At 64.5% G+C, this 12,359-nt stretch carries 10 protein-coding genes and 1 pseudogene; 5 read left to right on the top strand and 6 right to left on the bottom strand.

Annotated features, from left to right (window positions below; translation table 11 throughout):
• The 3 genes and pseudogenes from MOV74_RS17300 to MOV74_RS17290 form a co-directional block, all read right to left on the bottom strand.
• Nucleotides 1-432: pseudogene (locus tag MOV74_RS17300) on the bottom strand (serine hydrolase); the annotation flags it as partial.
• A gap of 236 nt (nt 433-668) precedes the next feature.
• Nucleotides 669-1,730, bottom strand: a complete 1,062-nt coding sequence (locus MOV74_RS17295; protein WP_246924746.1) for a helix-turn-helix domain-containing protein — start codon at nt 1,728-1,730, stop codon at nt 669-671.
• A 36-nt stretch (nt 1,731-1,766) separates the two neighbouring features.
• Nucleotides 1,767-2,360 (bottom strand): GNAT family N-acetyltransferase, encoded by a 594-nt coding sequence (locus MOV74_RS17290; RefSeq protein ID WP_246924744.1) that lies wholly within the window; start codon nt 2,358-2,360, stop codon nt 1,767-1,769.
• 64 nt (nt 2,361-2,424) lie between these two features.
• On the opposite strand from MOV74_RS17290, the gene MOV74_RS17285 reads away from it, so the two are divergent.
• Both MOV74_RS17285 and MOV74_RS17280 read left to right on the top strand, forming a co-directional pair.
• Nucleotides 2,425-3,342 (top strand): pirin family protein, encoded by a 918-nt coding sequence (locus MOV74_RS17285; protein ID WP_246924742.1) that lies wholly within the window; start codon nt 2,425-2,427, stop codon nt 3,340-3,342.
• Nucleotides 3,343-3,419: 77 nt separating this feature from the next.
• The gene (locus tag MOV74_RS17280; RefSeq protein WP_246924739.1) at nt 3,420-4,334 is read left to right on the top strand and encodes a phosphoribosylaminoimidazolesuccinocarboxamide synthase; all 915 of its coding nucleotides are present in this window, start codon (nt 3,420-3,422) and stop codon (nt 4,332-4,334) included.
• 180 nt (nt 4,335-4,514) lie between these two features.
• Here MOV74_RS17280 and MOV74_RS17275 read toward each other — a convergent pair whose 3' ends face one another.
• Together MOV74_RS17275 and MOV74_RS17270 are read right to left on the bottom strand one after the other, a co-directional pair.
• The gene (locus MOV74_RS17275) at nt 4,515-6,008 is read right to left on the bottom strand and encodes an NAD-dependent succinate-semialdehyde dehydrogenase (RefSeq protein ID WP_246924736.1); all 1,494 of its coding nucleotides are present in this window, start codon (nt 6,006-6,008) and stop codon (nt 4,515-4,517) included.
• 187 nt (nt 6,009-6,195) lie between these two features.
• Nucleotides 6,196-6,516, bottom strand: a complete 321-nt coding sequence (locus MOV74_RS17270; protein WP_094894365.1) for a hypothetical protein — start codon at nt 6,514-6,516, stop codon at nt 6,196-6,198.
• A gap of 346 nt (nt 6,517-6,862) precedes the next feature.
• On the opposite strand from MOV74_RS17270, the gene MOV74_RS17265 reads away from it, so the two are divergent.
• Nucleotides 6,863-8,056 carry a serine hydrolase gene (locus MOV74_RS17265; RefSeq protein ID WP_246924733.1) on the top strand — a complete coding sequence of 398 codons (1,194 nt, stop codon included), beginning with the start codon at nt 6,863-6,865 and terminating at the stop codon, nt 8,054-8,056.
• A 116-nt stretch (nt 8,057-8,172) separates the two neighbouring features.
• A complete protein-coding gene (locus tag MOV74_RS17260) occupies nt 8,173-9,867 on the top strand; it encodes an AMP-binding protein (RefSeq protein ID WP_246924731.1) in 1,695 nt (564 codons plus the stop codon).
• A 158-nt stretch (nt 9,868-10,025) separates the two neighbouring features.
• On the opposite strand, the gene MOV74_RS17255 is transcribed toward MOV74_RS17260, so the two are convergent.
• Complete coding sequence (locus MOV74_RS17255; RefSeq protein ID WP_246924728.1) at nt 10,026-11,027, bottom strand: adenosine kinase; 1,002 nt, start codon at nt 11,025-11,027, stop codon at nt 10,026-10,028.
• A gap of 125 nt (nt 11,028-11,152) precedes the next feature.
• On the opposite strand from MOV74_RS17255, the gene murJ reads away from it, so the two are divergent.
• Nucleotides 11,153-12,359, top strand: a 1,207-nt coding sequence (gene murJ, locus MOV74_RS17250; protein WP_246924724.1) for a murein biosynthesis integral membrane protein MurJ, incomplete at its 3' end; no start/stop codon positions are given.

Raw genomic sequence — 12,359 nt, 5'->3', positions numbered from 1 at the left:
GGCAAGCCCTGGACTTTGCGGCGGCACGATCCCGGGGCCGGCGATCTCGGACAGCAGCGCAGGCTGCTTGTCGTCAGGCGGCACCGCCACGTCGGCGATGCCAGCTTCGTGCTCGAGCGTGCAGCCGAGCCCCTCGCGATAGACGGCATGGCTGCGGCCGATGCCGAACAGCGTCACCATGACATCCTTGCGCACCCGATCGATCCGGTAGTCCATCGCCCAGGTCAGCAGACCGGTGCCGGGCATCGCGTCGGTGGTCTCGGCGAGATTGCGCCTGGTATCGAGGCCGGAGATGAAGGTCTCGGAGCAGAGGATGTCAGCCATGAAGCCGGTGGCAACCTTGGGGACGTCGTGGGCGCGAACCGCGCCGAGCGCGAGGCCGGCACAGGCGATGGTGGTGATTGAGAGAATGATCTTGCGGCGGCGGGTCACGGGCTTTCTCCGGCATGGGCGGGGTGTGCCCGGAAGGAAGCCGGAGCGGCGCGATCACGGCTCGCCGGATTTGGAAAACGGCCTTATTGAAAGCCGGGCGAGGCTCGCCGATTCTGGAATAAGCGAGCTATTTCAAAACAATACGAAGATGCAGCCGCGATGGCAGTCGCCCCCTCGCCCGCGCTTGCGGGCCGCGTCGGCCTCTCCCTACAAGCGGGGAGAGGCGAAGCAACACATCACGCCGCATTTACCTTCAACCGCCGGTACTCGGTCGGCGTCACGCCGGTGACCGTCTTGAAGGCGCGGTTGAACGGCCCGAGCGACTGGAAGCCGGCGTCCATCGCGATGGTGATGACCGGGACCTCGGCCTGTGTTGGATCGGCGAGCGCGGCCTTGGCCTCCTCGATCCGGTGGTTGTTCAGGAAGACGTTGAAGTTGCGGTAGCCGAGCCGCTGGTTGATCAGCCGGCGCAACCGGTATTCGGGAATTTTCAGCCGGCCCGCCAGGGCGCCGATGGTGATGTTCTCCTGACGATAGATCCGCTCGTCCGCCATCAGCCGCATCAGGGCGTCGATGAGCTTTTGATCGGCGGCGTCATCGGCCGACGGCTGACTGAAAACGATCGGCGGTGCGGGCTCTGCCGCGGCCGGAAACAGATCTGCTCCGTCAACGCGCATCATGGCATAGACCATCGCCGCGACGATGCAGGCGAGCACGCCGGCATTGATGGTTTCGGCGACGTCGCCGACGTGGTGGCCGGTGACGGCGATCTGAAGCACTGCGTTCAGACCGCCGTAGATCGCGGTTGCGCAGACGATGAAGACACGAACGCCGCGGCGGCGCTCGACCAGGTCGGCCGGCCAGGAGGCGATCATCTGCCCGACCGCGAGCGCGATGAAGCCGAGCACGATCAGATTGACCAGCGTCACCGAGAACCGCACATGGCCGCTGGGTGCGATCCAGACGCAGCCTGCGAAGCTGAAGGCCGTCACCAGCGCCCAGACCCCTCCGTGCCACCAGCGCAGGCGAAACTCGTCGTCGAACAGGGACCGTGTGAACAGCCAGAACACCACGATGTCGCCGGTCGACAACGCGATCAGCGGCGCGTGCAGGAGCGGGATCGGTGACGTGACGTCCACCGAATAGCTCGCCGCATGCGCGGCCGCCCCCAGAGCGAAGGCGGCGCCGAGCCGGGCCGCCAGCACATTGCGAAACTCGGAGACCAATGACGCAGCCAACACCAGCAGCAGCGCGACGGATGCGGCGCGAAAGGCAAGTTCGAGATTGGTCAGCAGCATCCGGTCAATCCGATTGCACCGCGGCGTGCCACGAACCTAAGTCAGATCAGACCTCGATTCAATTCGCCGGGTCCACGACACGCGCGAGGTGATCCAGGCGTCGGCCGGCTTGCCGAACAGATCGATCTCGCGATCCTTCCGAGCGCCCAGGCTCCGGGCCACACCCTGCGATGGCACATTCGTGCTTTCGATACAGTGCATGATCTCGTCGATCTCGAAGCTGTCGAACACCCAGTCGATCGAAGCGCCGGCCGCTTCCGCCGCATAGCCTTTGCCGCGGAATTCCTTTGCAATGCCCCAGCCGACCTCGAAACCGGGCCAACCCGGTGGCGACCACGGGCCCACACGTCCGACATATCTGCCGCTCGATTTTTCCTCGACCGCGAACATGCCGAAACCGTAGAGAGCCCAGTGCCCGGAGATCACGGCCGCGTTGCGCCAGCCGCCGATCTCGGTCGTGATCGGCTTGCCGTCCGGCGCGATGAAGCGGGCGGTGCCGGGATCGGACAGCATCACCGCGTTCGGCGCAATATCGCTTGCGCGCCACGGGCGCAGGATCAGGTGTTCCGTCTCAATTCTGGGGCCGGACACCTGCAAAAGCCTGGCGCCAGGCTTGAGCGGCGGAATCATCGGTCTCCTCCCGTTTTCATTGTTGTTCTGCTACGATCATACCAGCAAGAAACAGGAGTCCACCATGAGCTGGCAGCCCTCAAACGATCCCGTGCTCGGCGATCCCATGTCCTGCGACGCGCTCGACCTCGTCATCGTGCCGCGCACCCGCGATCTCGGCGACGGGTTCGCGGTGCGGCGCGCGCTGCCGCATGGCAAGCGGCAGATGGTCGGGCCGTTCATCTTCTTCGACCATTTCGGGCCGGTGCAATTCGTCTCCGGCAAGGGCATGGACGTGCGGCCGCATCCGCATATCGGGCTCGCCACCGTGACCTATCTGTTCGACGGCGCGATCATGCATCGCGACAGCGAGGGCAATGTCCAGGAGATCGCGCCCGGCGCGATGAATTTGATGACGGCGGGGCGCGGCATCGCGCATTCCGAACGCACGCCTGATGCGCAGCGCGCCTCGGGCCAGAAGATGCTGGGCCTGCAAAGCTGGATCGCGCTGCCGGCGGGATCTGAGGAGATCGCGCCGTCGTTCCAGCATTACGGCGCCGGCGATTTGCCGATGATCTCCGAGCGCGATTTCACCGCACGGGTGATCGCGGGCTCGTCGTTCGGCATCGCTTCGCCTGTGACGATGGTGTCGCCGTGGTTCTATACGGAGGTCACGGCCGCCCAAGGCGCGAGCGTGCCGCTCGATCCCGATCATGAGGAGCGCGCGATCTACATCGTCGATGGCGAGGTCGAGATCGCAAACGAGCGGTACGAGGCGCCGCGGCTGCTGATCTTCCGCCCCGGCGACCGCATCACCGTGAAGGCGCTGAAGGCGACGCGGATGATGTTTCTCGGCGGCGATGCGCTGGAGGGGCCACGCCACGTCTGGTGGAATTTCGTCTCCTCCAGCAAGGAGCGGATCGAGCAGGCCAAGCAGGACTGGAAAACCGGTCGCTTCGCCGCAGTTCCGCAGGAACATGAGTTCATTCCGCTGCCGGAATAGGCTATTCCGGCTTCCGGCCGCGCCATTCACGCGGTCGGATGTCCTGCCTGAAAGCCTTGCCTGCGAAAGATTTGCCGATGACCACCATGCTCTCCAGCGACCTGCCCCTGACCAAGATCGGACGCGGCAAGGTGCGCGATATCTACGACGTCGACGGCGACCGCCTGCTGCTCGTCACCACCGACCGCATTAGCGCCTTCGACGTCGTGATGGGCGAGACCATTCCGATGAAGGGGGCGGTGCTGACCCAAATCAGCGCCTGGTGGTTCAACGAGCTCGAAGGCGTGGTGCCGCATCACATGATCAGCGCCGACACCGACGCGATTTTAGCAGACGTACCGGCCTTGAAGCCACACCGTGCCGAGATTCTCGGCCGCGCCATGCTGTGCAAGCGCACCACCGTGTTCCCGATCGAATGCGTGATCCGCGGCTATCTCTCGGGCTCGGCCTGGAAGGAATACGCCGCGAGCGGCACGCTGGCCGGCGAAAAGCTGAAGGCCGGACTCGTCGAGAGCGAGAAGCTCGAGCCTGCCATCTTCAGCCCGGCAACCAAGGCCGAGAGCGGCCATGACGAGAACATCACCATCGCGACGATGCGCACGGTGGTCGGCGACGAGGTCGCCTACACGCTGGAGAGCATGACGCGCGCGATCTACACGCTCGGCGAGGAGCTGGCCCGCGAGCAGGGCATCATCATCGCCGACACCAAGTTCGAGTTCGGCCGTGACAAGGACGGCCGCATCATCCTGATCGACGAGGTGATGACCCCGGATTCCTCGCGCTTCTGGGCGGCCAGTGCCTATAAACCGGGCCAGCCGCAGGCGAGCTTCGATAAACAACCGCTGCGCGACTATCTCGATGTCGAGCGCCGCGCCGGCCGCTGGAACGGCGACGCCCCGCCGCCCCCGCTGCCGGCGAGCGTAGTGGACGCAACCAGCAAGCGGTACCTGGAAGCGTATCGGCGGGTGACGGGGACAGAATTGAAGATCTAGCCTAGCTGTTGCCGCTCACCTCGTCATTGCGAGGAGCGAAGCGACGAAGCAATCCAGACTGCCTCCGCGGATACATTCCTGGATTGCTTCGCTCTGCTCGCAATGACGTTGAGAGGCCGGTGTGCCTCTCTAGCGTCGCCTGCCTAGCTAGCTCAGATTCGCGGTGAAACCGGCGGCACCTCACACCCCTGCCATCATCACGTATTTGATCTCGACATATTCTTCCATGCCGTGACGCGAGCCTTCACGGCCGAGGCCGCTTTCCTTCACGCCGCCGAAGGGGGCGACTTCGGTGGTGATGAGGCCGGTGTTGACGCCGACCATGCCGGACTCCAGCGCCTCGGCGACGCGCCAGACACGGCCGAGATCACGGGAGTAGAAATACGAGGCGAGGCCGAACGGCGAGGCGTTGCACATCGCAATGACGTCGGCTTCGTCCTTGAAGCGGATCACCGGCGCGAGCGGACCAAAGGTTTCCTCCTGCGCCACCAGCGAGTCCGACTTGACGTCGGCCAGCACCGTGGGCTCGAAGAACGAGCGCCCGAGCTCGCTGCGCTTGCCGCCTGTGACGATTTTGGCGCCGCGCTTGACGGCATCCGCGATGTGGCGCTCGACCTTGTCGACCGCCTTCATGTTGATCAAGGGCCCTTGCGTGACACCGCTCTCGGTACCGTCGCCGATCTTCATCGCCGCGACTTTCTTCGACAGCTTCTGCACGAATTCGTCGTAAATCTTGTCCTGGGCGTAGAGGCGATTGGCGCAGACGCAGGTCTGGCCCATGTTGCGGTATTTCGAGACGATGGCGCCTTCGACCGCGGCGTCGATGTCGGCATCGTCGAACACCACGAAGGGCGCATTGCCGCCGAGCTCGAGGCCAAGCCGTTTCACGCCGACGGAAGCCTGCTGGTAGAGGATCTTGCCGACCGCGGTCGAGCCGGTGAAGCCGACGAAGCGCACCGCCGGATGCTCGCACAGCACCTTGCCGATCGGCGGCGCGTCACCGGTGATGATGTTGAGCACGCCCTTGGGGATGCCGGCCTTCTCGGCGAGCACAGCCAGCGCCAGCGCCGACAGCGGCGTTTCATTGGCGGGCTTCAGCACCACGGTGCAGCCGGCGGCGAGCGCCGGGGACACTTTTCGCGTGATCATCGAGTTCGGGAAATTCCAAGGTGTGATCGCACCACAGACACCGATCGGCTGCTTGATCGCGAGCAGCCGCGCATCGGGCCGCTGGGTGGGAATGGTCTCGCCATAGACGCGCCTCGCTTCCTCCGCGAAGAACTCGATATAGGCGGCGCCGATGTCGACCTCGCCGAGCGCTTCCGAAAGCGGTTTGCCCTGCTCGGAAGTGAGGATCAGCGCGAGATCTTCGCGATTGGCTGTGATCAGCTCGAACCATTTGCGCAGGATGTTGGAGCGCTGCTTGGCGGTGTGCTTGGCCCAGGCCGGAAAGGCGCGCTCGGCGGCTTGGACCGCCTTGGTCGTATCATCAGCACCAAGCTGCGGAACTTTGGCGATCTCGACGCCGGTCGCAGGATTGTTGACGGCGAAGACCGGTGTGCCGACCCAGGCGCCGTCGATGTAGCAGGCTTCCTTCAGCAGCGAAGGGTCCTTCAACCGGTCGCGCAGGGTGGCGGTGGCTTGCGTGGCGCGTGCGGCGGCGGTCGGTGTCATGACGTTACTCCCAGGGCGATCGGATCGGCCCGGAATATAGGAGCAAGCGGCGCCCGATGCACCGCCCCACAACGCACATCAGATGATAGTTAAACTGGCAGCGGGCGAACTTATTGTTTGAGCATGATCTTTCCGGAAAACCGCCGCACACTTTGCGCTAACGCGGCCCTTCGGGTCCGGATCATGCCTAGGCCGCGCCGCTCATATAGGTCTCGCGACGGCCGATCATGCGCTCGGCCGCGGCCTTGGCGTCCGCCTTCGACGACGTTGCGCACGTCCGGTATTCGAGATCGGGAACGTCCGACGGGTTGCGGCGACCGAACCAGTTTTTCGAGCCGACCGGCAGCAGCGCCAGGGATTGCGCCAGATTGTCGACCGCACCGAAGGAATAGAGCGCGCCGGTCCCGGCGATGCGCACCTCGTAGATCCCGGGCGAAATCGGCGCCTCCAAATTCTCGCCCCGTCCGGGACGGGGATAGCGCTTCCATTCGCTCCAAGTCGAAATCATCTGAGGTCCCCTCGCGGCCGCTCAGCAGCCGCCAATTTGCATCAAGTCTTAACGTCGGCCGTCGATTGAGCCGAGTGCTGAACGCCGCAACGCACAAAATGTTTCAGGTGCTTCAAACACGTGAAGCATATCGCCAGAGCCCATCCACGGTCACGGCGAAGTGCGGCCTTCCACCGCAGATTGTGACGGAGTGCTGCCGTTCGGCCCGTCTGTCGTCCTGCGTGGAGCACGGACCGTCAAGTCACGACATCGCGACCACCGCGGGCATCTGGACACGCTTGCCGCGCGGGGCGTGCGGGAGGACAATCGATCACTTCCAACAATAATCAAACCGGAGGAAACACGCATGCGGAGCAAAGCTGAGATCGACCAGATCCTGCGCCAGAAGAGCGACGCCAAGGAAATTCCCGGCGTCGTCGCGATCGCGGCCAGCGGTAACGACGTCCTGTATCAGGGCGCATTCGGCAAGCGCGACCTGTCCAAGCCCGATGCGATGACGGCGGATAGCGTGTTCTGGATCGCCTCGATGACGAAGGCGGTGACCTCGGCGGGCGCGATGCAGCTGGTCGAACAGGGTAAGCTGTCGCTGGATGCGCCGATCGGTGAGGTGTTGCCCGATCTCGCCAACCCGCAGGTGCTCGAAGGCTTCGATGCCAAGGGCGAAGCGAAGCTGCGGCCGGCCAAGCGGCCGATCACGCTGCGCCAGCTCATGACCCACACCGCCGGCTTCTGCTACAACATGTGGAACGGCGATCTCGCGGTCTATCTCGACAAGAACGGCATTCCCGCCATCACGACCTGCCAGAACGCGGCGCTGAAAACGCCAATCATGACCGACCCCGGCACGCGCTGGGAATACGGCACCAACATTGATTTCGTCGGCAAGGCGGTGGAAGCTGCCAGCGGCAAGCGGCTCGACGCTTACCTGCGCGACAATCTGTTCAGCCCGCTCGGAATGAGCGACACGGCATTCAAGATCACCGACGACATGCGCAAGCGCCTCGTCGGCATGCATGCGCGTGGCGAGGACGGCCAGCTCGCATCGATCCCGTTCGAGCTCGAGCAGGAGCCGGAATTCCACATGGGCGGCGGCGGCCTCTATTCGACGGCGGCCGACTACATCAAGTTCACCCAGATGATCCTCAACAAGGGCCGCGGCAACGGCAACCAGGTGCTGAAAGCCGAGACGGTCGCGACGATGGGACAAAATCACATCGGCGACCTCGCCATGGGCAAGATGACCACGGCGGCACCGATGTACACCAACGACGTCGACCTCTACCCGGAGCAGGTGAAGAAGTGGGGCCTCAGCTTCATGATCAACACCGCCAAGACCGCGGAAGGACGCAGCGCAGGCAGCCTCGCCTGGGCGGGCCTCGCCAACACCTATTACTGGATCGACCCGGCCCGCGACGTCACCGGGGTGATTCTGATGCAGCTGCTGCCGTTCGCCGACGCGAAATGCCTGGAAGCATTTGCGGGATTTGAGCGCGGGGTCTATGCCGGGCTCGATGCGGGAAGCGGCCAGAAGGCGGCGTAGGGAGCCTGGCCTTCACCACGCGTCATGCCCGGGCTTAGCCGTCCTTCGGACGGCCAAGCCCGGGCATGACGACCGAAAAAATCGCGCTGACCATTCCTTGACGAGAGGATTTCGACTTGGCTGAAAAAGCGGACAGCTACGTTTGCGGCATCTCGGAGGCGCCGCTGCTCGGCGACACCATCGGCCGCAGCCTTGACCAGGCCGTGCAGCGCTGGGGCGATCGCGAAGCCGTCATCTCGCCCAGCCATGGCGTGAGATGGACATGGCGTGAATTCGCCGAGCGGGTCGACGCGCTCGCGGCCGGCTTTCTCGCGCTCGGCCTCGAGCGGGGGCAGCGGATCGGTATCTGGTCACTGAACCGGCCGGAATGGACGCTGACCCAGTTCGCCGCCGCCAAGGCCGGCCTCATCCTGGTGACGATCAACCCCGCCTACCGCTTGAGCGAGCTGGAATTTGCACTTCGCAAGGTGGGCTGCGCGGCGATCGTCACCGCGACGGCGTTCAAGACCAGCAACTACATGGAGATGCTGAACACGCTGCTGCCCGAGCTCGCAAGCGCCAAGCCCGGACAGTTACAGGCCGCGCGGCTGCCAGACTTGCGGATCGTGATCCAGATCGGCGGCCCGGCAGCATCAGGCACGATCCCGTTCGAAGAAGTCGCCGGGATGGGCCGAGCGGAGCATCGCGAGCAACTCTCAGCGCTCGGAGCCGCCCTGCAATTCGACGACCCCGTCAACATCCAGTTCACCAGTGGCACGACGGGATCGCCCAAGGGGGTGACGCTGACCCATCACAACATCCTCAACAACGGCTATTTCACCGGACGCGCGATGCGCCTGACCGAGCGGGATCGCATCTGCATTCCCGTGCCGCTCTATCATTGCTTCGGCATGGTGATGGGGAATCTTGCCTCCGTCACACTCGGCACGACCATGGTTTATCCCGGCGAGGGGTTCGATCCGCTCACGACGCTGCGTACGATCGAACAGGAGAAATGCACGGCGCTCTACGGCGTGCCGACGATGTTCATCGCCGAGCTCGATCATCCCGAATTCGCCAGCTTCGACCTGAAGTCGCTGCGTACCGGCATCATGGCCGGCGCGCCCTGCCCGATCGAGGTGATGAAGCGCGTCAACACCGAGATGAACATGCGCGAGGTCACGATCGCCTATGGCATGACCGAGACCAGCCCGGTCAGCTTCCAGAGCGCAACGGACGATCCGCTCGAGCGGCGCGTTTCCACGGTCGGACGGATTCATCCGCATGTCGAGGTCAAGGTCGTCGATCTCGAGGGCAGGATCGTCAAGCGCGGCGAACGGGGCGAGCTGTGCACCCGCGGCTACAGCGTCATGCTGGGCTATTGGGAGGAGAGCGAGAAGACCGCCGACGTGCTCGATGCGAACGGCTGGATGCATACCGGCGACCTCGCCGTCATCGACGACGAGGGCTATTGCAATATCGTCGGCCGCATCAAGGACATGGTGATCCGCGGTGGCGAAAATCTCTATCCGCGCGAGATCGAGGAGTTTCTCTATCGTCACCCCAAGATTCAGGATGTGCAGGTCTTCGGCGTGGCGGATAACCGCTATGGCGAGGAGCTCTGCGCCTGGGTCCGCGTCAGATCGGGCGAGACGTTGAGCGCAGAGGAGGTCCGCGCCTTCTGCGAAGGCCAGATCGCCCACAACAAGATCCCGCGCTACGTGGAGTTCGTCGATGAATTCCCGATGACGGTGACGGGAAAGATCCAGAAGTTCTTGATGCGCGATACCGTTGAGCAGCGGCTGGGACTGAAGGCGGCGAAGACGGCGTGAGGGGTCCGAGAACCTGCATCCACACCGTCATTGCGAGCGTAGCGAAGCAATCCAGTCTGTCCCCGCGGAAAGATTCTGGATTGCTTCGTCGCATCAGCGCAAAATTGCTTCGCAATTTTGTCGCGGGCTCCTCGCAATGACGGGGAGAGAGACGCGCGCTACGCCGTCAGCCCGCGCTGCCCGGCGAGGTCCTTCAACGACACTTGCGGCCGCGCGCCGATATGCTGAATCACTTCGGCGGCTGCGAGCGCACCGAGCTCGCCGCACTGCTTGTACGCAAGATTGCGCGCCAGGCCATACAGGAAGCCCGCGGCGAAGAGGTCGCCGGCGCCGGTGGTGTCGACCACCTTGTTGACCGGGAAGGCCGGCGCGGCGACGGCGTCCTCCACCGACACTACCATGCAGCCTTTCTCGCTGCGGGTGACGATTCCGAGATTGACGTCGTTGCGCAGCTGCTTCAGCGCGGTGTCGAAATCCGAGGTCATGTAGAGCGAGTGCAGCTCGGACTCGTTGGCGAACACGATGTCGACGGTGCCGTTGCGCATCAAGGACAGGAACTCGTCGCGATAGCGGTCGACACAGAAGGAATCCGACAATGTCAGCGCCACCTTGCGCTTGGCATCATGAGCGATCTTGGCCGCCTTGACGAAGGCGTCCTTGGCGTTCTTGGGGTCCCAGAGGTAGCCTTCGAGATAGACGATGCCGGCGCCGGCGATTTCGGCCGGATCGATATCGGCGGGCGACAGATCCTGCGCCGCGCCGAGATAAGTGTTCATGGTGCGCTCGCCGTCATCGGTGACCAGGATGTAGGAGCAACCGGTGGCGGGACCGTCCGTCGCGGCGGGCGTGTTGAAGGCGACGCCGGCAGCGCGGATATCGTGGACGTAGAGCTTGCCGATCTGGTCGTCCTTGACCTTGCCGACATAGGCGGCACGCGCCCCCAGGCTGCCAATGCCGACGATGGTGTTGGCGGCAGATCCCCCCGAGACTTCCGTGGCCGGCCCCATGTCCTTGTAAATGGCCGCCGCCCGCGCCTCGTCGATCAGGGACATGCTGCCCTTGGTCATGCCATGCTTGGCCAAAAAGGCCTCGTCGGTCCTGACCAGCACGTCGAACAGCGCGTTGCCGATGCCGAGAACGTCATATTTCACGTCAGCCATTCACCTTGATCCTGTTTGGCGGATTGCGATCCCAGCGGAAATCCGCTTCCTGTCAGCCTGAAATCTGGCTCGCGGCCTATCACGACCGGGCCTGCACGGGCAAGCAACGGTATTATGTAAGTCCGATGATCCGCTCCTTCCTGACCGTCTCGACGGGAACGCTGGCCTCGCGGCTGCTGGGCTTTGCCCGCGATTCCCTGATCGCGGCGCTGCTCGGCACCGGCGCGGTGGCGGATGCGTTTCTGGCGGCGTTCCAGCTCGTCAATGTGGTGCGACGGCTGCTCAGCGAGGGGGCGCTGAATGCGGCGCTGATCCCGGCCTGGCTGCGCGTCAGGGACCGCGATGGCGAGGAGGCCGCTTCCGCATTCGCCGGACGCGTGCTCGGCACCGTCAGCGTGGTCCTGATCGCGATCTCGGCCGTCATTGCGCTGGTCATGCCGCTAGTCATCACGATCATCGCGCCGGGCTTTCTCGGCAGTGCCACGCTCGACCTCGCCGTCGCGAACGCGCGGCTGATGCTGCCCTATCTCGCCTTTGCCGGGCCGGTCACGGTGCTGATGGGCCTGCTCAACGCGCAGGGGCGCTTTGCGCTGACCGCCTTCTCGCCGCTACTGTTCAACATCGCGCTGATCGTCGCGATCGCAGCGCTGCTCGTCGGACATGCCGACGCGGCTTTCGCGGCGTGGATGCTGGCGGCGACCGTCGGCTTCGCCGGCCTGCTGCAGCTCCTGATGTTGCTGTCGCAGCGGAGTGCGCGCCTCGCCACGCCGCTGCGCATCAGTTTCGACAAGGAGATGCGCGGCTTCTTCGCCAAGGCTATTCCCGGCATGATCGCAAGCTCGGGACCGCAATGGCTGATGGTGGCCGGTGCGATCATCGCATCCGCGACGCCGTCCGCTGTGTCCTGGCTCTATTTCGCCAACCGGCTGATCGAGCTGCCGCTCGGCATCGTCGGCGTCGCCATGGGCACAGTGCTGGTGCCGGAGCTGACGCGCGCCATCGCCAGCTCCGACCGCGAGACGGTGGCGCATGCGGAATCGCGCGCGCTGGAGCTTGCGACCGGGCTGGCGCTGCCGGCCACGCTCGGCCTGATCGTGCTGGCCGAGCCAATCGTCCGGCTGTTGTTCGAGCATGGCGCGTTCAGCGCAGATGACAGCGCGGCGACCGCGCATGCACTGATGTGGCTGGCGCTTGGCCTGCCCGCCCACGTCCTGATCAAGGCGCTGTCGCCGGCCTTCTATGCCCGCAGCGACACCATGACGCCGCTGCTCGCCACGGCCAAAGGCTTCGTGGTTGCGGTCGCGCTCGCGGTTCTGCTCGGCCATGTCTTCG

The organism is Bradyrhizobium sp. SHOUNA76 (assembly GCF_023006445.1).
Classification (GTDB): domain Bacteria; phylum Pseudomonadota; class Alphaproteobacteria; order Rhizobiales; family Xanthobacteraceae; genus Bradyrhizobium.
Note: the sequence above shows the minus strand (reverse complement) of the source record. Positions and strands in the feature narration are given on the sequence as shown.